This window comes from Pseudomonas sp. Irchel s3h14, assembly GCF_900187425.1.
Taxonomy (GTDB): Bacteria; Pseudomonadota; Gammaproteobacteria; order Pseudomonadales; family Pseudomonadaceae; genus Aquipseudomonas.
This window is the reverse complement of sequence record NZ_FYDJ01000005.1, coordinates 357,058-382,847: the sequence shown is the minus strand read 5'-3', so window position 1 is coordinate 382,847 and position 25,790 is coordinate 357,058. Positions and strand designations below refer to the sequence as shown.

Genomic DNA, 25,790 nt, shown 5'->3' with positions numbered 1-25,790 from the left:
GTGTGGGCTCCCGCGCTGGTTGCTGAATGAACCGGGACCATTGTGGGAGCGGGCTTGCTCGCGAAGACGGACTGACATTCAACATTGATGTCGGTTGATACACCGCTTTCGCGAGCAAGTCGAATCGTCGCACCGCCGCTCCCACATTTGACCGAGTTAACTTCAGGAGCTGTGCCAGGCCCCACCTTTTGAAACTACCGTGACCGAGTCCTGACGATGAACACTGAATTCCGTAAACCGCTGCCCGGCAGCCATCTGGATTACTTCGACGTCCGCGCGGCTGTCGACGCCATCCAGCCCGGCGCCTACGACACTCTGCCGTACACCTCCCGCGTGCTGGCGGAAAACCTGGTGCGTCGCTGCGATCCGGCCACGCTCACCGAATCCCTGAAGCAATTCATCGAGCGCAAACGCGACCTCGACTTCCCATGGTTCCCGGCCCGCGTGGTGTGCCACGACATTCTCGGCCAGACCGCGCTGGTCGACCTCGCCGGCCTGCGTGACGCCATCGCCCTGCAAGGTGGCGATCCGGCGCAAGTGAACCCGGTGGTGCCGACGCAATTGATCGTCGACCACTCCCTGGCCGTCGAGCGCGGTGGCTTCGATCCGGAGGCGTTCGAGAAGAACCGCGCCATCGAAGACCGTCGTAACGAAGACCGTTTCCACTTCATCAACTGGACCAAAAAGGCCTTCAAGAACGTTGATGTGATTCCGCCGGGCAACGGGATCATGCACCAGATCAACCTGGAGAAAATGTCTCCGGTGATCCAGGTGCGCGACGGCGTGGCGTTCCCCGACACTTGCGTCGGCACCGACAGCCACACTCCTCATGTCGATGCACTGGGCGTGATCGCCATCGGTGTCGGCGGTTTGGAAGCGGAAAGCGTAATGCTCGGCCGCGCGTCGTGGATGCGTCTGCCAGAAAGTGTCGGCGTCGAATTGACTGGCAAGCTGCAGCCGGGTATCACCGCCACCGACATGGTGCTGGCGCTGACCGAGTTCCTGCGTCAGCAAAAAGTCGTTGGCGCATGGCTGGAGTTCTTCGGCGAAGGCGCCTCGGCGCTGACCCTCGGCGACCGCGCGACCATTTCCAACATGGCCCCGGAATACGGCGCCACTGCTGCGATGTTCTACATCGACCAGCAGACCATCGACTACCTGAAACTCACCGGCCGCGAAGACGAGCAGGTGCAGTTGGTCGAGAGCTACGCCAAGACCACGGGCCTGTGGGCTGATAGCCTGAAAGGCGCGCAATACGAGCGCGGGTTGACCTTTGACCTGTCTTCGGTAGTGCGCAACATGGCCGGCCCAAGCAATCCGCACGCTCGTGTTGCGACCTCGGACCTCGCCGCCCAAGGCATCTCCGGTCAGTGGACCGAAGTGCCCGGTCAGATGCCGGACGGCGCGGTGATCATCGCCGCCATCACCAGCTGCACCAACACCAGCAACCCGCGCAACGTCATCGCCGCCGGCCTGCTGGCGCGCAATGCCAACAAGCTCGGGTTGACCCGCAAACCGTGGGTCAAGTCGTCCCTGGCGCCGGGTTCGAAAACCGTGGCGCTGTACCTGGACGAAGCCGGCCTGACCACCGAACTGGAACAACTCGGTTTCGGCATCGTCGCCTTCGCCTGCACCACCTGCAACGGCATGTCCGGCGCGCTGGACCCGGTGATCCAGCAAGAAATCATCGACCGCGATCTGTACGCCACTGCCGTGTTGTCCGGCAACCGCAACTTCGACGGCCGGATCCACCCGTACGCCAAGAACGCCTTCCTTGCTTCGCCGCCGTTGGTCGTGGCTTACGCCATCGCCGGGACCATCCGTTTCGACATTGAAAAAGATGTGTTGGGCGTGGTCGACGGCAAGGAAGTCCGCCTGAAAGACATCTGGCCGAGCGACGAAGAAATCGACGCAGTGGTCAAGGCGTCGGTCAAGCCGGAGCAGTTCCGTCAGGTCTACATTCCGATGTTCGCCATCCACGAAGACACCGGTCCTAAAGTGACGCCGCTGTACGACTGGCGCGAGATGAGCACCTACATCCGCCGTCCGCCGTACTGGGAAGGCGCGCTGGCCGGGGCTCGTCCGCTGAAGGGCATGCGCCCGCTGGCGGTGCTACCGGACAACATCACCACCGATCACCTGTCGCCGTCGAACGCGATCATGCTCGACAGCGCCGCCGGTGAATACCTGGCGAAAATGGGCTTGCCGGAAGAGGACTTCAACTCTTACGCAACTCACAGGGGCGACCATTTGACTGCGCAGCGCGCCACCTTCGCCAACCCGAAACTGTTCAATGAAATGGTTCAGGAAAACGGCAAGGTCAAGCAGGGTTCGCTGGCTCGCGTCGAGCCGGAAGGCCAAGTGATGCGCATGTGGGAAGCCATCGAAACCTACATGGAACGCAAGCAGCCGCTGATCATCATCGCCGGCGCCGACTACGGTCAGGGTTCGTCCCGCGACTGGGCAGCCAAAGGCGTACGTCTGGCCGGTGTGGAAGCGATTGCAGCCGAAGGCTTCGAGCGCATTCACCGCACCAACCTGGTGGGCATGGGCGTGTTGCCGCTAGAGTTCAAACCGGGCACCGACCGCAAAACCTTAGGCATCGATGGCAGCGAAACCTACGACGTGATCGGTGAGCGTACCCCGCGTGCCGAGCTGACGCTGGTGATCAACCGCAAGAACGGCGAACGCGTCGAAGTGCCGGTGACCTGCCGCCTCGACACCGCCGAAGAAGTGTCGATCTACGAGGCCGGTGGCGTGCTGCAACGCTTCGCTCAGGACTTCCTCGAAGAATCGGCGGTTGCCGTTTAACACGATGAGTTCGGGCGGGGCCATGCGGTCCCGCTCGATCCTAAAAGGAACATCATGGCTCACGCACCTCAAATCGCACCTCAAATTAAAATCGCCGCCACCTACATGCGCGGCGGCACCAGTAAAGGCGTGTTCTTCAGCCTGAAAGACCTGCCCGAAGCGGCACAGATTCCAGGCCCGGCGCGCGATGCCTTGTTGCTGCGCGTGATCGGCAGCCCCGACCCGTACGACAAGCAAATCGATGGCATGGGCGGCGCGACCTCCAGCACCAGCAAAACCGTGATCCTGTCGAAAAGCATCAAGGCCGATCACGATGTCGATTACCTGTTCGGCCAAGTGTCCATCGACAAGCCTTTCGTCGACTGGAGCGGCAACTGCGGCAACCTGTCGGCAGCGGTCGGTTCGTTCGCCATCAGCAATGGTTTGGTGGACGCCAGCCGCATCCCGCACAACGGCGTTGCCGTGGTTCGCGTGTGGCAGGCCAACATCGGCAAGACCATCATCGCTCACGTGCCGATCACCAATGGTGAAGTGCAGGAAACCGGTGATTTCGAACTCGATGGCGTGACCTTTCCGGCCGCTGAAGTGCAGGTCGAATTCATGGATCCGGCAGCGGAAGAAGAGGGTGGCGGTGGTTCGATGTTTCCTACCGGCAACCTGGTCGATGACCTCGAAGTGCCCGGTGTCGGGACCTTCAAGGCGACCATGATCAATGCCGGTATTCCGACGATTTTCGTCAACGCCGAAGACATCGGTTACACCGGCACCGAGCTGCAAGGTGCGATCAACAGCGATCCGAAAGCGCTGCTGATGTTTGAAACCATTCGGGCTTACGGCGCATTGCGCATGGGCCTGATCAAGAATCTGGACGAAGCGGCCAAGCGTCAGCACACGCCTAAGGTTGCCTTCGTGGCCAAGCCTGCGGACTACGTTGCTTCGAGTGGCAAAGCGATTGCGGCGGGTGATGTCGATCTGCTGGTGCGGGCGCTGTCCATGGGCAAGTTGCACCACGCGATGATGGGCACGGCGGCTGTGGCGATTGGTACGGCAGCGGCGATTTCCGGCACGCTGGTGAACCTCGCAGCGGGCGGTATCGAACGCAATGCTGTGCGCTTTGGGCATCCGTCCGGCACCTTGCGCGTGGGTGCTGAGGCGAGCCAGGTGAACGGCGAGTGGACCGTGAAAAAAGCCATCATGAGCCGCAGTGCGCGGGTGTTGATGGAAGGATTTGTCCGCATTCCCGGCGATTCTTTCTAACCCTGACACCGAACCCATGTGGGAGCGGGCTTGCTCGCGAAAGCGGTGTGTCAGCTTGCATTGATGTCGGATGTGCCGCCGTCTTCGCGAGCAAGCCCGCTCCCACAGTTTGATTGCATTCCACAATAAGAAAGTAGTGACTGACTGGAATTACCCTGAACCGAGGTCCCATCAACGAACCACTTCAAGAGTGAATCGAACATGAGCACCAACGTCGACCAGAACAACCGCCCCGACTACGACACGGTCCTGCAGGACATTGCCGACTACGTCCTCAACTTCAAGATCCAATCCGCCGAAGCCCTCGACACTGCCCGCAACTGCCTGATGGACACGTTGGGCTGTGGCCTGCTGGCCCTGCGCTTCCCCGAATGCACCAAACACCTCGGCCCCATGGTGGAAGGCACCGTCGTCCCGTTCGGCGCGCGCGTCCCCGGCACCAGTTATCGCCTCGACCCGGTCAAGGCGGCGTGGGATATCGGTTGCATCGTCCGCTGGCTCGACTACAACGACACCTGGCTCGCGGCCGAATGGGGCCATCCGTCCGATAACCTCGGCGGCATACTCGCGGTGGCGGACCACTTGTCGCAAAAACGCCTCGCCAATGGCGATGCGCCGCTGACTGTTCGCGCAGTACTCGAAGCGATGATCATGGCCCACGAGATTCAGGGCGTGATCGCGCTGGAAAACTCCTTCAATCGCGTAGGCCTGGATCACGTCATCCTGGTGAAAGTCGCCTCGACCGCTGTGACCGCCAGGCTGATGGGCGCCAATCGTGAGCAGTTGTTGTCCGCGTTGTCCCATGCGTTCGCCGACGGTCAGGCACTGCGCACTTACCGTCATGCGCCGAATGCCGGATCGCGTAAATCCTGGGCTGCCGGCGATGCGACCAGTCGGGGCGTGCGGCTTGCGGACATCGCAATGCGTGGCGAAATGGGCATCCCCGGCGTACTGACCGCCAAACAATGGGGCTTCTACGACGTACTGTTCAGCCACACCAACAACGACCTGGCGCTCAAGCCCGAAGACAAACGCGCGTTCAGCTTCTCCCGGCCGTACGGCAGCTACGTGATGGAAAACGTGCTGTTCAAAATCAGCTTCCCCGCCGAATTTCACGCGCAAACGGCCTGCGAAGCGGCCGTGACGTTGCATCCGCAAGTCAGAAATCGCCTGCACGAAATCGACAAAATCGTCATCACCACCCATGAATCGGCGATCCGCATCATCTCCAAGGTCGGCCCGTTGGCCAACGCTGCGGACCGTGACCATTGCATTCAGTACATGACCGCCGTGCCGCTGGCGTTCGGCAATCTGGTGGCCGAGCAGTACGAGGACGATTTCCACGCGGCGCATCCGATCATCGACGTGCTGCGCGAAAAAATGGTCATCGTCGAAGATCCACGCTACACCCGCGAATACCTGGAGGCCGACAAACTCTCCATCGCCAATGCAATACAGGTGTTCTTCAAGGACGGCTCCAGCACCGAAAACGTGTTGGTGGAATACCCGATCGGCCATCGCCGTCGCCGCACCGACGGCATTCCGCTGCTGGAAGACAAGTTCAAGGCCAACCTGGCGACGCGCTTCACCGCCCAGCGATGTGCCGAGATCTTTGCGTTGTGCAAGGACCAGGCTGCGCTTGAGGCGACACCGGTGAATCGGTTCGTGGATTTGTTTGTGATCTGACCGTCGCCTAGGGGTTTGCTTTTTTGCCGATGAGCCACTTTTCCACAGGCAATTTGGTGATCGCAAACCCCGTCAGCAGAATCGCCGAGTACATCATCAGTTCCCGGGACAAGGCTTGCCCCTCGTACCAGGCACCGATGATCACCGCGAACACCGGAAAAATGATGAACACAAACGACAGAATGATCGGGCTCAGCCGCTTGAGCAGCAAAAAGTAAACGATAAACCCGCCCACCGACGCCACCAGTCCCAGATAGAGCAGGGCGCTCCACGACCGCGCGGTGATGGCATTGAACACCGGCGCTTCGACACTCAGTCCGGCGACAAACAGCATCAGCCCGGCGATGCCGATTGGCAGCGTGTTGTAGGTAATGACGCTAATCACCGTGCCGTGTTTTTTCGTCACCACGTAACACAGCGCGTGCATCACCGCCGCACAGAGGATCGCCAATACCCCGAACAATTCGGCATGGTCCAGATGCAACCCCTGGCTGCGGATGATCATGAACAGGCTGCCGAAACCGATAGCGATGCCGAGCACTTGCGAGGGGTAGATTTTCTCCCGCAGAAACAGCGCGGAAAACAGCAGGATGAACACTGGCATGCAGCTGAACAGCAGCGCCGTCAGGCCGGACGAAACATGCATCTCGCCGTAGTTGAGCAAGTAATACGGCAGGCTGAAATACGTCAACGTGACAAACACAAAGAACCAACGGCTCTCCCTGGGAAACAGCAGCGGCTCACGACGTATCAGGGCGAAGCCGAGAAACAACGGAAAAGCGATCAGGAATCGCAGGCCGGCAGCAGTCAGCGGCGGCACGCTTTCAACGGCAATCTTGATCCCGAGCCACGTCGTGCCCCAGCTCAGGCACACGATCAGGAACAATACGCTGGTGATCAGGGCGGCCAGCCAGGGTTTGGCAGTACGTGAAGGTGCACTGACGGCAATGGACATGAGCGAGCTCCTTTTATGTTCGGAATTGACCTTCATCTGCAAAAGGTCTATCCCTGATTGAACCTGTTTCAAGCACGCTATTCGGGGCTGCAATGACTGTCAAAACAAGTATTGCCATGGTGTCAATCCTGCGCGACGGCCTCGCCAATGGTCTGGGCGTGAAATACAAACGACTCGCCGACGCGATCGAAAAAGGCATCGCTGAAGGGCTGATCGAGCCCGGCTGCAAATTGCCGCCTCATCGGTTGTTGGCGGATAGCCTCGGCGTGACCATCGGCACTATCAGCCGCGCTTACGGCGAACTCGAGCGTGTGGGATTGGTGGTCGCTCGCGTAGGAGACGGCACCTATGTGCGTCAGCGCGGGATGGAGCGATCGCGGGACGGTGGCTTTCGCAATGTCAGTGATGAACCGCGGGCGTTTTTTGACATGAGCCGCAATCAACCGATTCCGGGGCAGGAAGCGCTTTTTTTGAGTCAGAGCCTGCAAGCGTTGTCCCTTGATCCTGAGGCGTTGCAACACATCAGCGGCTACACCGTCGATGTCGGTTTGCCACGCTATCGTGCGGCGGGCGCGCACTGGCTCAGGCATAAAGAGTTTGTACCGAGTGCCGAGCAGGTCGTTTGCGTGAACGGCGGCCAGCACGGTCTGTTGTGTGCCTTGATGGGGTTGCTCAAGGCGGGCGATACGTTGGTGACGGAGCACCTGACTTACCCGGGGTTGATCAGCGTCGCACGCCAGCTAGGGATAAAACTCATCGGTGTCGGGATGGATGATGAAGGACTGATGCCCGATACCCTGGAGGAGGTTTGCCGCAACCATCGTGTGTCGGCGCTGTATTGCACACCGACGATCCAGAATCCTACGGCTGCAGTGATGTCCGTCGCACGGCGGGAAGCGATTGCAGAGGTTTGTCGGCAGCACAATCTGTTGATCTTTGAAGACGAAGCCCACGCGGTATTGGCTCAACAGCGACCGTTACCCTTGAGCCATTTCGCCCCGGAGCGCTCGGTGCTGATCGGCAGCCTGAGCAAGGCGGTTTCGGCGGGTTTGCGAGTCGGTTACCTGCATGCGCCGCAACCGTTGATCGGACGCTTGAGCGCAGCAGTGCGCGGGACGTGCTGGATGGCCAGCCCGTTGTCGCTGGAGGTGGCGAGTCTGTGGATAGAAAACGGCATTGCCGAGCAGTTGCTGGGCCAGCAGATTGCCGAGATCGGTCGGCGCAAGGCGTTGGTGAGTGGTGTGCTGGAGGGCCTGGCGTACAAAACCCATTCCCATAGCCCGCACTTCTGGATCGAAGTGCCCGAGCCGTGGCGGGCCTCGCAGATTGCTGAGGAGCTTAAGGAAAATAATTATCTGGTGGCTACTGCCGAGATGTTTGCGGTCGGGCATGGGGCAGTGCCGCAGTTCATCAGGGCGAGTGTTTGTAATTCGGTGGGGGATGATCGGTTGTTGCTGCAAGGATTTGATGCGCTGGTGGGGGCATTAACAGAGTCCGTGTAATCGTTCTTCGCGAGCAAGCCCGCTCCCACATTTTTACCGCGTCATTCCTGAAGAAACACGGTCGAATGTGGGAGCGGGCTTGCTCGCGAAGGCGGCCTGACAGGCGCCGCAGAATTATTTGAACCGCCGCTCCACACCTTTCTCCACCAGAATCTTCGCCGAAATCTCTTCCACCGAAAAATGCGTGGAATTGATGTGCGGAATGTTCTCGCGGCGGAACAGATTCTCCACCTCGCGCACTTCGAATTCGCACTGGGCGTAGCTCGAATAGCGGCTGTTGGGCTTGCGCTCGTTGCGAATCGCGGTGAGGCGGTCCGGGTCAATGGTCAGGCCGAACAGTTTGTGCTGGTGGGCACGCAGGGTGCCTGGCAATTGCAGGCGTTCCATGTCGTCTTCGGTCAGCGGATAGTTGGCCGCGCGGATGCCGAATTGCATGGCCATATACAGACACGTCGGCGTCTTACCACAACGCGACACGCCCACTAGGATCAGGTCCGCCTTGTCGTAATAATGCGTGCGCGCACCGTCGTCGTTGTCGAGGGCGAAGTTCACCGCCTCGATCCGTTCCATGTAATTGGAGTTGCTGCCAATCGAGTGGGATTTGCCGACGGTGTAGGAAGAATGCTCGGTCAATTCCTGTTCAAGAGGCGCCAGAAAGGTCGAGAAAATGTCGATCATGAAACCATTGGACGTTGCGAGGATCTCACGGATGTCCTGATTGACAATGGTGTCGAAGATGATCGGCCGAAAACCATCGTTTTCAGCGGCTTTGTTGATTTGTTGTACCATGACCCGCGCTTTATCCGCGTTGTCGATATACGGCTTCGTGAATTTGCTGAAGGTAATGTTTTCGAACTGCGCCAGGAGGCTTTGACCCAGGGTTTCGGCTGTGATGCCGGTACCATCGGAGATAAAGAAAGCAGATCGTTTCATTTGCACCTTGGGCCTTAAGCTAGTGACGAATCTTGGATATGATAGGCGCGATTTGCTGGCCGCCAGTGGCCCGCATTCTCACTTATTTTCCAGGTCCAGGCCATACAGCTGGCAAACGCTCCATAGAGCAGCCGGCTTCTGAGCTTTTCCAACACAGTTAGTGGAGAGATCACCTTGGTAGAGTACGTAGTTTCCCTCGATAAGCTCGGCGTCCATGATGTAGAGCACGTAGGGGGCAAGAACGCATCCCTGGGCGAGATGATCAGTAACCTTGCAGGTGCCGGTGTATCGGTGCCCGGTGGCTTCGCCACGACAGCTCAGGCTTATCGTGATTTTCTCGAGCTGAGCGGCCTGAACGATCAGATCCACGCCGCCCTCGACGCCCTGGACGTCGACGATGTCAATGCCCTGGCCAAGACCGGCGCCCAGATCCGTCAATGGATCATGGAAGCCGAATTCCCCGAGAAACTTAACGCCGAGATCCGCACCGCGTTCGCCACGCTGTCGGCCGGCAACCCTGACATGGCCGTGGCCGTGCGCTCTTCCGCTACCGCCGAAGACCTGCCGGACGCTTCCTTTGCCGGTCAGCAGGAAACCTTCCTGAACATCCGTGGTGTCGAAAACGTTATTCGCGCCGCCAAAGAGGTGTTCGCTTCGCTGTTCAACGACCGCGCGATTTCCTACCGCGTCCACCAGGGCTTCGACCACAAGCTGGTTGCCCTGTCGGCCGGCGTGCAGCGCATGGTCCGCTCTGAAACCGGCACCGCCGGCGTGATGTTCACCCTCGATACCGAATCGGGCTTCCGTGACGTGGTGTTCATCACCGGCGCCTACGGCCTGGGTGAAACCGTCGTACAAGGCGCGGTGAACCCGGATGAGTTCTACGTCCACAAAGGCACGCTGGCAGCCGGTCGTCCGGCCATCCTGCGTCGCAACCTGGGCAGCAAAGCCATCAAGATGATCTATGGCGAAGTGGCCACGGCCGGTAAATCGGTCAAGACCATCGACGTGGACAAGGCTGATCGCGCACGTTTCTGTCTGAGCGACGCCGAAGTCAGCGAGCTGGCCAAGCAAGCGATGATCATCGAGAAGCACTACAAGTGCCCGATGGACATCGAATGGGCCAAAGACGGCGACGACGGCAAGCTCTACATCGTTCAGGCCCGTCCTGAAACCGTGAAGAGCCGTACCTCGGCCAACGTCATGGAACGCTACCTGTTGAAAGAAACCGGCACCGTGCTGGTTGAAGGTCGCGCTATCGGCCAGCGCATCGGCGCCGGCAAGGTGCGGATCATCAAGGACGTGTCCGAGATGGACAAAGTCCAGCCAGGCGACGTTCTGGTCTCCGACATGACCGACCCGGACTGGGAACCGGTCATGAAGCGCGCCAGCGCCATCGTCACCAACCGTGGCGGCCGTACTTGCCACGCGGCGATCATCGCTCGCGAGCTGGGCATCCCGGCCGTGGTCGGTTGCGGCAACGCCACCCAGTTGTTGAAAGACGGCCAGGGCGTGACTGTGTCCTGCGCTGAAGGCGACACCGGTTACATCTTCGAAGGTGAACTGGGCTTCGACATCAAGAAAAACTCCGTTGATGCCATGCCTGATCTGCCGTTCAAGATCATGATGAACGTCGGCAACCCGGACCGCGCCTTCGATTTCGCTCAGCTGCCGAACGCCGGTGTGGGCCTGGCCCGTCTGGAATTCATCATCAACCGCATGATCGGTGTTCACCCGAAAGCGCTGTTGAACTACGACGGTCTGCCGCAGGACATCAAGGACAGCGTCGACAAGCGCATCGCCGGTTACGACGATCCGGTTGGCTTCTATGTCGACAAGCTGGTTGAAGGCATCAGCACCCTGGCCGCTGCGTTCACCCCGAAAAAGGTCATCGTGCGTCTGTCGGACTTCAAGTCCAACGAATACGCCAACCTGATCGGCGGCAAGCTCTACGAGCCGGAAGAAGAAAATCCGATGCTGGGCTTCCGCGGTGCTTCGCGTTACATCAGCGAAGCGTTCCGTGACTGCTTCGAGCTCGAATGCCGCGCCCTCAAGCGCGTGCGCAACGAGATGGGCCTGACCAACGTTGAAATCATGGTGCCGTTCGTCCGTACGTTGGGCGAAGCTAGCCAAGTGATCGATCTGTTGGCCGAAAATGGCCTGGCCCGCGGCGAGAATGGTCTGCGCATCATCATGATGTGCGAACTGCCGTCCAACGCGATCCTCGCTGAAGAGTTCCTCGAGTTCTTCGACGGTTTCTCCATCGGCTCCAACGACCTGACTCAGCTGACACTGGGCCTGGACCGTGACTCCGGGATCATCGCGCACCTGTTCGACGAGCGTAATCCGGCGGTCAAGAAGCTGCTGGCGAACGCGATTCAGGCCTGCAACAAGGCTGGCAAGTACATCGGCATTTGCGGTCAGGGCCCTTCGGACCACCCTGATCTGGCCAAATGGCTGATGGAGCAGGGCATCGAAAGCGTTTCGTTGAACCCCGATTCCGTACTGGAAACCTGGTTCTTCCTGGCTGAAGGTCAAGCTTCGGCTTGATGTGAATGAAGCCTCGGTCAAGTGGCCGAGGCTTTAAGAATCAAGTAGGGCGGGCTCCTCTGGAAGCCGCCCTTTTTTGTGCAAGAGCATTATGCAAAGCAGCAGCAACCTATTTCCTGTCGCCCTGATCAGCGCCGAGCGGCGCGGCGATCTGAGCGAAGACGTCTATCGTCTGAAACCCGGCAACAGCCCTGACGGCACCGTCGAACTGGCTGTGACGCGCCTGGGCATGGCGGATGGCTCAGACGCGCGTGGCGTTCCGGTTATTTTGCTTCACGGCAGCTTTTCCAATCGCCGGTTCTGGTTTTCCCCGAAGGGGCTTGGGCTGGGCGCCTATCTGACGCGTCTGGGATTCGATGTATGGATTCCCGAAATGCGCGGCCACGGCTTGTCCCAGCGCAACCAGAATTACCGCAAGAACCGCGTTGCCGACTACGCCCGTTACGATTTGCCGGCCATTGGCGCGTTCGTGCGCGAGCAGAGCGGCCAGATCCCGCACTGGATCGGTCACTCGCTGGGCGGGATTACCCTGGCGGCAGCGCTGGGTGGTGAGTACATCGGCGAGCCGGTGGTGGCTTCCGCGGCGTTTTTTGGTACTCAAATCAGTCGCACCTACTGGCCGTTGAAAATTCCGCCGGTGGAGTGGAGCGGGCGCTTCATTCTCAAACGCTTTGCCCAGTTGTCGGGATCACGGCTCAAGCGCGGCCCGGAGGACGAGCCCATTGGCCTGGCCCTGGAAAGCATGCGCTGGTATGGCCTGTTCGGGCGCTTTGGCGATGCCGACAAGGATTGGTGGGTCGGGTTGACCGACGTTCAGTTACCGGTATTGGCCGTGAGTGCCGCCGGTGACCATCAGGACCCGACCTGGGCTTGTCGCAAGCTGTTCGATCAGGTGGGTTCCGAGCATAAGCAATTCATCAACCTGGGTCGCGAGCAGGGCTTTGGCGATAATTTCGGTCATGTGGAGATGCTCGTCAGCAAAGCCGCCCAGACTGAAGTCTGGCCGCTGGTGGCGCGCTGGTTGGCAGATCAGCAAACGCCATTGCTGGGTGGAAAACCGGATCTGGCTGCGGCGGTCTGAGCCTGATGCTCTAACAAGGGCATTTCGCTCTGTTCGGCTTGCGGCTAAGATATGACGCATTGAGCTGTTCTGGTCACGTTTCGACACCCTCGATTGTCTTCCTCTTTACAGGAGTTTCTCGATGAATCATTACCTCACGCCTGACCTGTGCGACGCCTATCCGGAGCTGGTGCAGGTGCTGGAACCGATGTTCAGCAATTTCGGTGGCCGTGATTCTTTCGGCGGCGAAATCGTGACCATCAAATGCTTCGAAGACAACTCGCTGGTCAAGGAACAAGCCGAGCTCAAGGGCAATGGCAAGGTGATGGTGGTCGACGGTGGCGGTTCCCTGCGTCGTGCGCTGCTGGGCGACCTGATCGCCGAAAAAGCCGCGAAAAACGGTTGGGAAGGGCTGGTGATCTACGGTTGCATCCGTGACGTCGACGTCATTGCGCAAACCGACCTGGGTGTTCAGGCCCTGGCCAGCCACCCGATGAAAACCGACAAACGTGGCATCGGCGATCTCAACGTAGTCGTGACCTTTGCTGGCGTGACGTTCCATCCAGGTCACTACATCTATGCGGACAACAACGGCGTGATCATCTCGCCAAGCCCGCTTGCGATGCCTGAATAAGCGCTGCACCAACATAGGGGTGAGGATGTTCGAGGAAGAAAACGCGCAGTGGGGGCTGGTGCATGCCCTGGTGCTGGACGGTAAAGGCGGTGCGCGTTCGATAGCCCGGACTGAACTCGATGCCTTGCAGCTGCAGGCCCATGAAAGCCTGTGGCTGCACTGGGATCGCAGTCATCCGCAAACCCGGACCTGGTTGCGAAAATCCAGTGGTCTGAGCGAATTCAGCTGTGATCTTTTGCTTGAAGAAAACACCCGACCGCGTCTTTTACAGCTTTCGGACAGCGAACTGCTGCTATTTTTGCGTGGGGTCAACCTGAATCCGGGCGCCGAGCCGGAAGACATGGTCTCGGTGCGGATTTTTGGGTCAGCCCAGCGGGTTATTTCTCTGCGTTTGCGTCCGTTGCGCGCCACCGATGAGTTGCTGGTGCAGCTCGCCGAAGGCAAAGGACCGAAAACGGCGTCAGAACTCATCCTTTATATGGCGCAATACCTCACCAACAAGGTGCAGGATCTGGTCAGTTGCCTCTCGGAAGTGGTCGATGAGGAAGAAGAAAAGCTGGATACCGACGAACGGTATACGCCCGAGCACGGCGCCGTTTTGCAGATCCGTCGAAGGGCCGCAGCGCTGAAACGTTTTCTTGCGCCGCAGCGGGAAATATTCGGGCAGCTGACACGGATAAAACTGCCTTGGTTCGTCGAAGACGACGGTGATTACTGGAACGAATTGAACAACAGCCTGACCCGGTATCTCGAGGAGCTGGAATTGACCCGGGAGCGGGTGGGGTTGGTCCTTGAGGCCGAAGATAGACGTTTGAGCGTGCGAATGAACCGCACGATGTACCGCTTCGGGATCATCACCGGGATCTTTTTGCCGATGAGTTTTCTGGCGGGTCTTTTAGGTATCAATGTCGGCGGGATTCCGTTCTCTGCAAGCCCTTATGGCTTCCTGATCGCGTGCCTGCTGATGGTCTCGGTGGCGCTGGGGCAGTGGTGGTTATTCCGACGTTTGCGCTGGTTCTGAGGGTGAGCCATGTGACCCGAGCAAATTTGACCGCGTCTTTCACAGACATCACGAGAGGTGCGTATGCACGATCCGTTTGAACAGTCTTTGCGTGACATGCTCAAGGCATCACCGTCCACCCGGGACGACGATGCGTGCCTTGGGCGTGTACTGAAAACCGCCAACCGCCAGGTCGGCGCCGGTGATCTGTTCAGCCTGCTGGGCCGCTGGTTGCCCGCGCTGATGATTGCCTTGAATAACGGATCGGCCCATGTCGCTCCGGTTTCCCGTCACCGTAAACCTACCGTTCGCACTGCTGATAAGGCTGATTGAATATGGAACTTGATCTCTGGACTCAGAGCCTCGTCACTGCAATGACTGCGTTATGGACCAAGGTGGCAAATTTCATCCCGAACCTGTTTGGCGCACTGGTTGTGCTGCTGTTGGGTTTCGTCGTTGCGAAACTTTTGGACACTTTGCTGTCCAAGTTGCTCGCCAAGCTGGGGCTCGATCGCCTGATGGGCGGCACCGGACTGACCAAATTGCTGTCCCGGGCCGGCCTTCAAGTGCCGATCTCTACCTTGATTGGCAAGATTGTCTATTGGTTCGTTCTGCTGATTTTTCTGGTTTCTGCCGCAGAATCCCTTGGACTTGAGCGAGTTTCGGCTACGCTTGACATGCTTGCGCTGTATTTGCCGAAAGTATTTGGCGCCGCGCTGGTGCTGCTGGTGGGTGTTTTGCTCGCGCAATTGGCCAATGGGCTGGTGCGGGGGGCGGCAGAGGGCGTAGGGCTGGACTACGCTGCGGGTCTGGGGCGAATTGCCCAGGGCCTGGTGATTATCATCAGTATTTCGGTCGCAATCAGCCAGTTGGAGGTCAAGACTGACCTGCTCAACCACGTGATTGTGATTGTATTGATTACCGTTGGTCTGGCGGTTGCGCTGGCCATGGGGTTGGGAAGCCGGGAAATTGCCGGTCAGATTCTTGCGGGAATCTATGTGCGTGAGTTGTATCAGGTTGGGCAACAAGTGCGTGTTGGCGAGGTCGAAGGTCAGATCGAAGAGATCGGCACGGTTAAAACCACATTGCTGACCGATGAGGGTGAGCTAGTCTCTCTCTCCAATCGGATTCTCCTGGAACAGCATGTGAGTAGCCGCTAACCCGGCAAACCCTGCTAATGTATGCCGCCGCAAAAATGCCCTGAAAAGGGCTGCGGCGGACATTGACCTGACTGTCGGCCCGACTTGTTTTGAATAAAGCTCAATCGCTGTCCACGCGCTACGACCCCCGCGAGCTCTCTGATGAGGAGTTGGTCGCGCGCTCGCATACCGAGCTGTTTCACGTAACTCGCGCCTATGAAGAACTGATGCGGCGTTACCAGCGAACATTATTTAACGTCTGTGCACGGTATCTTGGGAACGATCGCGACGCAGACGATGTCTGTCAGGAAGTGATGTTGAAGGTGCTGTATGGCCTGAAGAACTTCGAGGGCAAATCGAAGTTCAAGACATGGCTATATAGCATCACGTACAACGAGTGCATCACGCAGTATCGGAAAGAACGGCGAAAGCGTCGCTTGATGGATGCTTTGAGTCTTGACCCCCTCGAGGAAGCGTCTGAAGAAAAGGCGCCGAAACCTGAGGACAAGGGTGGACTCGATCGCTGGTTAGTGTATGTGAACCCGATTGACCGTGAAATTCTGGTGCTGCGATTTGTCGCAGAGCTGGAATTTCAAGAGATCGCGGATATCATGCATATGGGATTGAGTGCGACAAAAATGCGTTACAAACGTGCTCTAGATAAATTGCGTGAGAAATTTGCAGGCATTGCTGAAACTTAGTTCGGCGCAAATATCTCTTACGTGTAGGCAAGTTCTGATAGACTTGCCGCCGAGTTGTCCCCCGGTTTGCGGGACTGCTTCACAATCACCAGATGGGGATTTAACGGATGAAACTGAAAAACACCTTGGGCTTGGCCATTGGTTCTTTGATTGCCGCCACTTCGTTCGGCGCTCTGGCACAAGGCCAAGGCGCAGTTGAAATCGAAGGCTTCGCCAAGAAAGAACAATTCGACAGCACTCGTAACTTCAAGAACAACGGCAACCTCTTCGGTGGTTCGGTTGGTTACTTCCTGACCGACGACGTTGAACTGCGTCTGGCCTACGACGAAGTGCACAACGTGCGTTCCGACGACGGTCGTAACATCAAGGGCGCCAACACCGCTCTGGACGCTCTGTACCACTTCAACAACCCGGGCGACATGCTGCGTCCGTACGTATCGGCTGGCTTCTCCGATCAAAGCATCGGTCAGAATGGCTCCGGCGGTCGTGACCGTTCCACTTTCGCCAACGTTGGCGGCGGTGCCAAGCTGTACTTCACCGAGAACTTCTACGCCCGTGCTGGCGTTGAAGCTCAATACAACATCGACCAGGGCAACACCGAGTGGGCTCCAAGCGTCGGTATCGGTGTGAACTTCGGTGGCGGCTCCAAGCCTGCTGCTCCAGTTCCAGCACCAGCTGAAGTCTGCGCCGACAGCGACAACGATGGCGTTTGCGACAACGTTGACAAGTGCCCGGACACCCCAGCCAACGTAACTGTTGACGCTGATGGCTGCCCAGCAGTTGCTGAAGTTGTTCGTGTTGAGCTGGACGTGAAATTCGACTTCGACAAGTCGGTAGTCAAGCCTAACAGCTACGGCGACATCAAAAACCTCGCTGACTTCATGAAGCAGTACCCATCCACCAGCACTACTGTTGAAGGTCACACTGACTCCGTCGGTCCTGACGCTTACAACCAGAAACTGTCCGAGCGTCGTGCAAACGCCGTTAAGCAAGTTCTGACCAACCAGTACGGTGTTGAATCGTCCCGCGTTCAGTCTGTTGGCTACGGCGAATCCCGCCCAGTTGCTGACAACAAAACTGACGCTGGTCGCGCTGTAAACCGTCGCGTAGAAGCGCAGGTTGAAGCTAGCGCTAAGTAATTAGCTCGCAGCTCTGAAAAGCCCGGCTTAGGCCGGGCTTTTCTTTGTCTGCGATTTGATGAGGTCAGGGTTGAAGCGGGGAGAGTCAGGCTGACTGATTAGCTGCATTCGAAGGGAAATCAGCCACCGACAGAGATACTTCTGCACCGGCCGCGACCGCTCCGATCACGAGGATGGCCGGACTCTTCAACTCAAAGGCGTAGGCATCTTCTTCCATCGCTGTCAGATCGCTCCGACATTCCCGTTGGTGTGGCAGGGACGCGTTTTCAATCATTGCCACCGGTGTATCTGCCGCCATTCCTCCGGCGAGCAACTGCTCACGAATCTCGCTCAGTTTTGCGACACCCATGTACACCACCAGCGTCGTGCCACCTTGGGCCAAGGCTTGCCAGTTCAGACTGCTGCCATCCTGAGTGTGGGCGGTGACCAGCGTCACGCCACGAGCAACGCCCCGCAGGGTCAACGGAATATCGCATTGTGTTGCACCGGCAAGCCCGGCGGTGATGCCATTGACCAGTTCGACTTCGACCCCATGTTCGCGCAGCCACTGCGCCTCTTCACCACCCCGGCCAAAAATGCACGGGTCGCCGCCCTTGAGCCGCACCACGCATTTACCCTGGCGGGCGTAACGCAGCATCAGGCGATGAATGAACGCCTGAGGTGTGGAGCGACAGCCACCGCGCTTGCCCACGGGAATGATCCGCGCCTGCGGGCAATGCTCCAGCACCGCGTCGTTGACCAGGTCATCGATCAGCACCACATCCGCTTCGCTCAACGCCCGCACGGCCTTGAGGGTCAACAATTCCGGATCGCCAGGACCCGCACCCACCAGCCAGACTTTTGCGCTCATAGTGTTTTTCCTCACGAGGTGACGGCGACCGGCTGCGCAGTGGCGGCCAGCAAACGCTTGATTTCCGGGACGCAGGAGCCGCATTGCGTGCCGCAGCCTAATTCTTGTTTCAAGCCCTGCAGGTCCAGGCCGCGACTAATGCCGGCGCAGACCGCGCTTTGGCTGACGTTTTTGCAGTTGCACAGGGTTTTGTTACCGACGGTCGGCGTATTGGCGTTGCCCGGTGGGGCGCTCAGCGGTGCCAGCAGCCAGCGCCGCAGTTGCTCATCGGCGCGACCTTCCAGCCACAGGTTTTGCAGCCAGTGTTGGGCAAGGGTTTCACCGGCCAGGCGAATGGCAGTGATCCGGCCGTTCTCAATCCGCACGCGTTTACCGATGGAGCGCCGTGGGTCGTCGTAGGCCAAAACCGGGCCATCGTTGAGTCCCAGGCATTGATCGATATCGCGCAGCAATTGCGGATCGGGCGCGACGGCGCTGGCAGCGCGTATCAGCAGTGCGGGGCGTTCGCGGCCAGCCAAGCTGAGGCTGACGTAGGAAAACGCCTCACAGAGCGGTCGTAGCGTCTCAAAATGCTGTTGAACATCGCCCTCGATCAGGGCGAACAGGTTCCATGGCAGTTGCACCGGTTCCAGGCGCACGCCGCTGTGTTTGAGTTCGGGCTGTTTCGATAGCGGGTCGAAGGCGGGAAGAGTGAGGGTATTTACGCCGCCCTTGAGAAAGCGGTCACCCCAATGCATCGGCAGAAAGGCCTGACCGGGTCGTACGCTGTCGTCGCCTCCAACGGCGACAATCACCGCGCCACGGCGACTTTTCAGGCTGACCAGGTCGCCCGATTGCAGCCGATGCCGGCGCAGTTCATCCGGGTGCAAACTCAACACGGCTTCGCTGACGTGTCCGAATAGCTGTGCGGCAGTGCCGGTGCGGCTCATGCCATGCCATTGATCCCGCAGGCGGCCGGTGATCAGGGTCAGTGGGAAACGCGCGTCGCGCTGTTCCTTGGCGGCGCGGTACGGGTCGGCGACGAATTGTGCACGTCCACTGGCCGTCGGGAATATTCCGTCCAGGTACAGCCGGGCCGTGCCTTCGCTGGCGCCAGTGGGGAAGGGCCATTGCTGCGGGCCGAGGCGGTCGATCAGTGCATGACTGATGCCGGACAAGTCCAGATCACGCCCGCGGGTCAATTGCTTGTATTCGTCGAAGACCTGCGCCGGGTTTTCAAAGGCGAACAGGCTGGTTTGATCGGGACGCAGATATTTTTCCAGGCGCTGTGCGAAATCCACCGTGATCGCCCAGTCCGAGCGGGTTTCACCGGGTGCGACGATCGCTCGGCGAACGTGGGAAATGCGCCGTTCGGAGTTGGTCACCGTGCCGTCCTTTTCGCCCCAACTGGCGGCAGGCAGCAGCAGGTCAGCGAAGGCTGCGGTTTCGGTGGTGCGGAACGCTTCCTGCAACACCACGAACGGGCAGGCTTGCAGTGCCGCGCGCACGGCGGTTTGATCCGGCATTGATTGAGCAGGGTTGGTGCAGGCGATCCACAGTGCCTTGATTTTTCCGCTGCGCACTTGCTCAAACAACTCGATAGCGGTGAGCCCGGTGTTTGCAGGCAGTTGATCCACGCCCCAATATGCCGCCACTTCCGCGCGATGTTCGGCATTGGCGGCCTCGCGATGGCCTGGCAGCAGGTTCGACAAGCTACCGGTTTCGCGGCCACCCATGGCATTTGGCTGACCGGTCAGCGAGAAAGGTCCTGCACCGGGGCGACCGATTTGTCCGGTGGCCAGGTGCAGGTTGATCAACGCGCTATTCTTCGCGCTGCCGGCGGTGGACTGGTTCAAGCCCATGCACCACAGCGACAGGAAGCTCGGTGAAGTGCCAACCCATTCGGCGCATTGCTGCAGTTGCTCGACGCTGATCCCGCAGAGCTGCGAAACCATCTGCGGCGTGTAATCGCGCACCAGGTTTTTCAGTTCGGCCAAGCCTTCGGTGTGGGCCTTGATGAAGTCGCGGTCGACCCAGTCTTCCCACAGCAGCAGGTGCAAAATCCCATGGAACAAGGCGACATCGGTGCCCGGCAGAATCGCCAGGTGCAGGTCAGCCAGATCGCAGGTGTCGGTACGACGCGGGTCGATGACGATGACTTTCATCTGCGGCCGGCGGGATTTCGCTTCCTCCAGGCGACGGAAAAGTATCGGGTGGGCGTAGGCCATGTTGCTGCCGACGATCATCACGCAGTCGCTCAATTCCAGGTCTTCGTAGCTGCACGGCGGTGCGTCGGCGCCCAGGCTGCGTTTGTAACCGACCACTGCCGAAGACATGCACAGACGTGAATTGCTGTCGATGTTGTTGGTGCCCACCAGCGCTCGCGCCAGTTTGTTGAAGGCGTAGTAATCCTCGGTCAGTAATTGCCCGGAAATGTAGAACGCCACGCTGTCCGGGCCGTGTTCGGCGATAGTCTCGGCAAAAACGCTGGCGGCGTGATCGAGGGCGGTGTCCCAGTCGGTGCGGCTACGGGCCAGGCCTTTGCCCAGGCGCAGTTCGGGATACAACGCCCGGGCCGCGAGGTCGCCGGTCAGGTGCAAGGTAGAGCCTTTACTGCACAGTTTGCCGAAGTTGGCCGGGTGGGCCGGATCGCCGCTGACGCCGAGAATGCGCTCGCCGTCATGCTCGATCAGCACGCCGCAGCCGACCCCGCAATAGCAGCAGGTGGAAGCGGTGATCTGGTTCATCAGCTTGCTTCCCGCAGGGCCAGCAACACCCGGCCATTCTCGACCCGTGCTGAGTGGTGGTGAGCGCAACCGATGTCCGGGGCCTGGGCTTCGCCGGTTTCCAGGTCGATCTGCCAGTTATGCAGCGGGCAGGCGACCCGTTTGCCGTAGATCAAACCTTGGGACAGTGGCCCGCCCTTGTGCGGGCAGCGGTCATCGAGTGCGAAAACCTCATCGTCGCTGGTACGAAAAATCGCGATGTCGCCTTTCGGGCCGGCGATGATCCGCGAGCCCAGGGCATTGATTTCTTCCAGTGCGCAGATATCCAGCCAGTTCATGCCGACACCTCCAGGTTCTTCACTGCTATGACGTCGAATTCTTTCTTCAGCAGCGGTCGTTCCAGGCGTTCCTTCCACGGGTCCTGTTCGAACGATAAGGAGAATTGCAGGCGATCGTTGAGCGCCTTGCGCCGCTCCGGGTCTTCCAGCACGGCTTTCTTGATGTGTTCCATGCCGACCCGTTGCAGGTAGTGCACGGTGCGTTCGAGGTAGAAAGCTTCTTCGCGATAGAGCTGCAGGAACGCGCCGTTGTATTCGCGCACTTCCTCGGCGGTTTTCAGCTTGACGAAGAATTCCGCGACTTCGGTTTTGATCCCGCCGTTGCCGCCGATGTACATTTCCCAGCCCGAATCCACGCCGATAATTCCGACGTCCTTGATGCCCGCTTCCGAACAGTTGCGTGGGCAACCGGAGACGGCCAGTTTCACTTTGTGCGGCGACCACATGTTGAACAGATCGTGCTCAAGCTCGATACCCAGTTGCGTGGAGTTCTGGGTGCCGAAGCGGCAGAACTCACTGCCGACGCAAGTCTTCACGGTACGGATGGATTTGCCGTAGGCGTGGCCGGACGGCATGTCGAGGTCCTTCCAGACGCCTGGCAGGTCCTGCTTCTTGATCCCCAGCAAATCGATACGCTGGCCGCCGGTGACCTTGACCATTGGCACGTTGTATTTGTCGGCCACGTCGGCAATGCGCCGCAGTTCCGAAGGATTGGTCACTCCGCCCCACATCCGCGGGACTACAGAGTAAGTGCCGTCCTTCTGAATGTTGGCGTGGGCGCGTTCGTTGATCAGGCGCGATTGCGGATCGTCCTTGGCTTCGCCCGGCCAAGTGGAAATCAGGTAGTAGTTGAGCGCCGGGCGGCACGTGGCGCAGCCGTTCGGCGTGCGCCAGTTCAAATAGCTCAGGGTGCCGGCGATGGTCAGCAGATGCTGCTCGCGGATGGCCTGGCGGATTTGCCCGTGATTCAAGTCGCTGCAACCGCAAATGGCTTTTTCGCTTTTCGGTTTGACGTCCGCCGCGCCACCCACGGTATTGATCAGGATCTGTTCCACCAGGCCAGCGCAGGAGCCGCAGGAGCTGGCAGCCTTGGTGTGTTTCTTGACGTCGTCGACGCTGAACAACCCGTGCTCCTGAATCGCCTTGACGATGGTGCCTTTGCACACGCCGTTGCAGCCGCAGACTTCGGCGGTGTCGGCCATGCTCATGGCTTTGTCCTGACCCTGATGTCCTACGTCGCCCAAGGCGTTCTCACCGAACATCAGGTGATCGCGGATCTCGTCGATGGCGTGGTTCTCACGGATCTGCCGGAAATACCAGCCACCGTCTGCCGTATCGCCGTACAGACAGGCCCCGACCAGCACGTCATCCTTGATCACCAGTTTTTTGTAGACCCCGCCGATAGGGTCGGAGAGGGTGATGGTTTCGGTGCCTTCGCCGCCCATGAAGTCGCCGGCGGAGAACAGGTCGATGCCGGTCACTTTCAACTTGGTCGACGTCACCGAGCCCTTGTAGGTGGCGAAGCCCAATTGAGCGAGGTGGTTGGCGCAGACCTTGGCCTGTTCGAACAGTGGCGCCACCAGGCCGTAAGCGATGCCGCGGTGGCTGGCGCATTCGCCGATGGCGTAGATGCGTGGGTCGTAGGTTTGCAGGGTGTCGTTGACCAGAATCCCGCGGTTGCAGGGAATGCCGGATTTTTCCGCGAGTTCGGTGTTGGGGCGAATGCCGGCGGCCATCACCACCAGGTCGGCGGGGATGATGTCGCCATTCTTGAACTCAACCGAGCCGACCCGGCCATTGCCGGCATCGTGCAGGGCCTGGGTTTGCTCGCAAAGACGAAAGTGCAGCCCGCGGGCTTCGAGGGCGGTTTGCAGCAACTGGCCGCTGGTTTTATCCAGTTGCCGTTCCAGCAGCCATTCACCGATGTGCACCACGGTGACGTGCATGCCGCGCAGCATCAGGCCGTTGGCGGCTTCCAGGCCGAGCAGGCCGCCACCGATCACCACGGCGTGCTTGTGGGTTTTCGCGGTGTCGATCATTGCCTGGGTGTCGGCGATGTCGCGGTAGCCGATCACGCCGTCCAAGGTGTTGCCGGGGATCGGCAGGATGAACGGAGTCGAGCCGGTGGCGATCAGCAGACGATCGTATTCGGCCTCGCTGCCATCTTCGGCGATAACCCGGCGTTTGACCCGGTCGATTTCCACCACTTTGCGGTTGAGCAGCAGCTTGATGTTGTTGTCCAGGTACCAGTCCAGATCGTTCAGCACGATCTCTTCGAAGGTTTGTTCGCCGGCCAGCACCGGTGACAGCAAGATGCGGTTGTAGTTGGTATGAGGTTCGGCGCCGAAGACCGTGATGTCGTACAGCTCATTGCTCAGCTTGAGCAGTTCTTCCAGGGTGCGAACCCCGGCCATGCCGTTGCCGATCATCACCAGTTTTAATTTTTTCATCAGGTTCTCCGGGGAGCTCGGACCCGCCTCATCAGGGCTTTCAGGTCTTGCTCGACAAAATTTTGCGCAAACAAAAAAGGCGTCCCGCTAGTTGCCTAGCGAGGACGCCTTTGTCCTGGTCCCGTTCTCTCGGGAAGCGCATCCTTCGTCGTTGAAGGCTGGGCTTTATGTAAGTTGAAAGATGTAATGCAGTGGTTGTGCCAAGTCGCAAAAATGCGGAATTTATGGGCTCTTGGCATGGGAGGAGGGTATTTCCGTGCACCGGTTCAATGCGCGATGCCCGGTTTTGAAGCAGAAAAGTCAAAAGATCGCAGCCTGCGGCAGTTCCTACAGGAGATCGTGGGCACCCGTAGGAGTTGCCGCAGGCTGCGATCTTTTGATCTTTTGGGGGCAGTGAAAACCTCAGCCATGAAACAGTAAAAACAGCAGCACCAGATTCACCAGCAACGACACCAGCGCCAAGGTCCGCCAGACCTTCAGCGGTTCGCGCTCCAGCAGCGGTCTGGGTCGCACGCTCAAACTGCGTCGCTCGCCCTGTTCCAACAGCAGCAACCATTCTTCCGCCGTTTCAAAGCGCTGACCCGGATCCGCCGCCACGGCGCGCTCCAGACTTTGCGCAATCCATTCCGGCAGGTCAGGTCGATAGCGACTGGCGCTGACAGAAACCCCGAACCGTGGGCGCTGGAAGGCTTCGATTTCGCCGTAGGGATAATGCCCGGTGAGCAGGAAGTACAAGGTCACGCCGACTGCATACAAATCCTGTTGCGGTGTCGGTGCGTCCCCGCGAAAGGCTTCCGGCGCGATATAGCTGGGCGTTCCAGGCAGGGCAGAAGGCTGGTCTTCGGACAGACCGGGGCAATAGGCGAGACCGAAGTCCAGCAGGCGTAATTCGCCGTCGTCCCCCAGCAGCAGGTTCTCCGGTTTGATGTCGCGATGGAGAATCTGCCGTCGATGCAGTATGCCAACGGCGCGTAGCAGGCGTTCGGCCAGATCCAGCCATTGGGGCAGAGGCAGCGGTCCGACATCTGCTTGCAGTTCCGCCAAGGTAGATCCGGAATATTCCCGCATCACGTAGTACAAATGCTGACGCTGACTGGCGGCATGGACTTCAGGGAAATGCCGCCCGGCCACGCGCTTGAGAAACCATTCTTCCGACAGCAACGCCTGACCTGCGAGGTGATCATCACGCAACGCGCCCGGCAAGGTTTTCAGCAGCCAGGGTTGTTGTTGCCCATCGCGTACCCGATAGAGCAATGACTGCTGGCTCTGACCGAGTATTCCTTCGACCTGCCAACCCTCGAAAGTCTGGCCTGGTTTCAAGGCTGGCGGCAGTGGCCATTGCTGCAAATGAATCAACGCATCGCCGATGCTCGTTTCACCGAGGGCATCAACCCGCACCAGCAAGGCGCTGGCGTTGTCCTGGCTGCCGGCCAGATGCGCCGCATTGACCAAGGTCTGCGCAGCGCTGTTGAGATCCGGTTGATCGCGCAGAATTGCCGCAATCGCGGTGTCGCCCAGAACAGCCCAAATGCCGTCGCTGAGCAGTACGAAACTTTCGTTCAGCCGCAGTTCGCCATCGAGAAAATCCAGTACCAAGTGCTGATCGAGCCCCAGCGCTCGCTTGAGCACATGCTGCATGCCCGGTTGGTCCCAGACGTGATCCTCGCTGACTCGCTGCAAAGTGTCGGCGTGCCAGCGATAAACCCGGCAATCGCCGACATGGGCCAAGGTAAACCGCCTACCGCGCATGACTAAAGCACTGACAGTGGTGAGCAACGGTTGCCCACCACCATTGGCCTGCAACCAGCGATTTTGTGCCAGCAGCAGGCGATCCAATGCCTGCGCGACGCCCCAGGTTTCCGGCGTGGCGTAATAATCCAGCGCCAGAGCCTGCAACGTCGAGCGGGCGGCGAGACCACCGTCGGCGCACTGGCTGACGCCATCGGCGATGGCGAACAGGTAACCCTTGCTCGCCGCCAGCGCCGGGGCCGGAGTCACCAGGCGCAGGGCGTCCTGATTCTCCTCGCGAGGGCCGATGGCGCTCGCTTCGGCAAAACTCAGTTGCAGGCTCATTGAGGCT

The 25,790-nt window shown here is 59.3% G+C and carries 19 protein-coding genes; 12 read left to right on the top strand and 7 right to left on the bottom strand.

Features of this window, described 5'->3' with window-relative positions; translation table 11 throughout:
- The first annotated feature begins 216 nt into the window (after positions 1 to 216).
- From acnD to prpD, 3 genes are all read left to right on the top strand, one after another.
- Positions 217 to 2,811, top strand: a complete 2,595-nt coding sequence (acnD, locus tag CKW16_RS13340; protein WP_095128806.1) for a Fe/S-dependent 2-methylisocitrate dehydratase AcnD — start codon at positions 217 to 219, stop codon at positions 2,809 to 2,811.
- A 54-nt stretch (positions 2,812 to 2,865) separates the two neighbouring features.
- A complete protein-coding gene (prpF, locus tag CKW16_RS13335) occupies positions 2,866 to 4,068 on the top strand; it encodes a 2-methylaconitate cis-trans isomerase PrpF (protein ID WP_095128805.1) in 1,203 nt (400 codons plus the stop codon).
- A gap of 201 nt (positions 4,069 to 4,269) precedes the next feature.
- A complete protein-coding gene (prpD, locus tag CKW16_RS13330) occupies positions 4,270 to 5,754 on the top strand; it encodes a 2-methylcitrate dehydratase (protein WP_095128804.1) in 1,485 nt (494 codons plus the stop codon).
- A 7-nt stretch (positions 5,755 to 5,761) separates the two neighbouring features.
- On the opposite strand, the gene CKW16_RS13325 is transcribed toward prpD, so the two are convergent.
- Positions 5,762 to 6,664: a DMT family transporter gene (locus tag CKW16_RS13325; protein WP_176471554.1), complete on the bottom strand. Its 903-nt coding sequence runs from the start codon at positions 6,662 to 6,664 to the stop codon at positions 5,762 to 5,764.
- Positions 6,665 to 6,801: 137 nt separating this feature from the next.
- Between CKW16_RS13325 and CKW16_RS13320 the strand changes: the two genes are divergently transcribed.
- On the top strand, positions 6,802 to 8,211 hold the full coding sequence (locus CKW16_RS13320) for a PLP-dependent aminotransferase family protein (protein ID WP_095128802.1): 1,410 nt from the start codon (positions 6,802 to 6,804) through the stop codon (positions 8,209 to 8,211).
- A 114-nt stretch (positions 8,212 to 8,325) separates the two neighbouring features.
- On the opposite strand, the gene CKW16_RS13315 is transcribed toward CKW16_RS13320, so the two are convergent.
- Positions 8,326 to 9,144 carry a pyruvate, water dikinase regulatory protein gene (locus CKW16_RS13315; protein ID WP_046047904.1) on the bottom strand — a complete coding sequence of 273 codons (819 nt, stop codon included), beginning with the start codon at positions 9,142 to 9,144 and terminating at the stop codon, positions 8,326 to 8,328.
- Positions 9,145 to 9,318: 174 nt separating this feature from the next.
- Here CKW16_RS13315 and ppsA point away from each other — a divergent pair, with 174 nt between their 5' ends.
- From ppsA to CKW16_RS13275, 8 genes are all read left to right on the top strand, one after another.
- Positions 9,319 to 11,694 (top strand): phosphoenolpyruvate synthase, encoded by a 2,376-nt coding sequence (gene ppsA / locus CKW16_RS13310; protein ID WP_095128801.1) that lies wholly within the window; start codon positions 9,319 to 9,321, stop codon positions 11,692 to 11,694.
- Between the two features lie 91 nt (positions 11,695 to 11,785).
- Complete coding sequence (locus tag CKW16_RS13305) at positions 11,786 to 12,775, top strand: alpha/beta fold hydrolase (protein WP_095128800.1); 990 nt, start codon at positions 11,786 to 11,788, stop codon at positions 12,773 to 12,775.
- 121 nt (positions 12,776 to 12,896) lie between these two features.
- Positions 12,897 to 13,388 carry a ribonuclease E activity regulator RraA gene (rraA, locus tag CKW16_RS13300; RefSeq protein ID WP_095128799.1) on the top strand — a complete coding sequence of 164 codons (492 nt, stop codon included), beginning with the start codon at positions 12,897 to 12,899 and terminating at the stop codon, positions 13,386 to 13,388.
- Between the two features lie 25 nt (positions 13,389 to 13,413).
- Complete coding sequence (locus CKW16_RS13295; protein ID WP_095128798.1) at positions 13,414 to 14,409, top strand: zinc transporter ZntB; 996 nt, start codon at positions 13,414 to 13,416, stop codon at positions 14,407 to 14,409.
- 63 nt (positions 14,410 to 14,472) lie between these two features.
- Positions 14,473 to 14,721 (top strand): hypothetical protein, encoded by a 249-nt coding sequence (locus CKW16_RS13290; protein WP_008146303.1) that lies wholly within the window; start codon positions 14,473 to 14,475, stop codon positions 14,719 to 14,721.
- 2 nt (positions 14,722 to 14,723) lie between these two features.
- A complete protein-coding gene (locus CKW16_RS13285; protein ID WP_008027407.1) occupies positions 14,724 to 15,548 on the top strand; it encodes a mechanosensitive ion channel domain-containing protein in 825 nt (274 codons plus the stop codon).
- Between the two features lie 89 nt (positions 15,549 to 15,637).
- A complete protein-coding gene (gene sigX / locus CKW16_RS13280) occupies positions 15,638 to 16,228 on the top strand; it encodes an RNA polymerase sigma factor SigX (RefSeq protein ID WP_008146300.1) in 591 nt (196 codons plus the stop codon).
- Between the two features lie 107 nt (positions 16,229 to 16,335).
- The gene (locus CKW16_RS13275; protein ID WP_095128797.1) at positions 16,336 to 17,367 is read left to right on the top strand and encodes an OmpA family protein; all 1,032 of its coding nucleotides are present in this window, start codon (positions 16,336 to 16,338) and stop codon (positions 17,365 to 17,367) included.
- Between the two features lie 85 nt (positions 17,368 to 17,452).
- Here CKW16_RS13275 and cobA read toward each other — a convergent pair whose 3' ends face one another.
- From cobA to CKW16_RS13250, 5 genes are all read right to left on the bottom strand, one after another.
- On the bottom strand, positions 17,453 to 18,217 hold the full coding sequence (gene cobA / locus CKW16_RS13270) for a uroporphyrinogen-III C-methyltransferase (protein ID WP_095128796.1): 765 nt from the start codon (positions 18,215 to 18,217) through the stop codon (positions 17,453 to 17,455).
- 11 nt (positions 18,218 to 18,228) lie between these two features.
- Positions 18,229 to 20,943 (bottom strand): nitrate reductase, encoded by a 2,715-nt coding sequence (locus tag CKW16_RS13265; protein ID WP_176471552.1) that lies wholly within the window; start codon positions 20,941 to 20,943, stop codon positions 18,229 to 18,231.
- Positions 20,943 to 21,260, bottom strand: coding sequence for a nitrite reductase small subunit NirD (gene nirD, locus CKW16_RS13260; protein WP_008146292.1), 318 nt, complete (start codon positions 21,258 to 21,260; stop codon positions 20,943 to 20,945). The genes CKW16_RS13265 and nirD overlap by 1 nt, the downstream gene beginning before the upstream one ends.
- Positions 21,257 to 23,710 carry a nitrite reductase large subunit NirB gene (nirB, locus tag CKW16_RS13255; protein WP_095128795.1) on the bottom strand — a complete coding sequence of 818 codons (2,454 nt, stop codon included), beginning with the start codon at positions 23,708 to 23,710 and terminating at the stop codon, positions 21,257 to 21,259. Before nirB ends, nirD begins: the two co-directional genes overlap by 4 nt.
- Positions 23,711 to 24,112: 402 nt before the next feature.
- Positions 24,113 to 25,783 carry a bifunctional protein-serine/threonine kinase/phosphatase gene (locus tag CKW16_RS13250; RefSeq protein ID WP_095128794.1) on the bottom strand — a complete coding sequence of 557 codons (1,671 nt, stop codon included), beginning with the start codon at positions 25,781 to 25,783 and terminating at the stop codon, positions 24,113 to 24,115.
- Between the last annotated feature and the right edge of the window lie 7 nt (positions 25,784 to 25,790).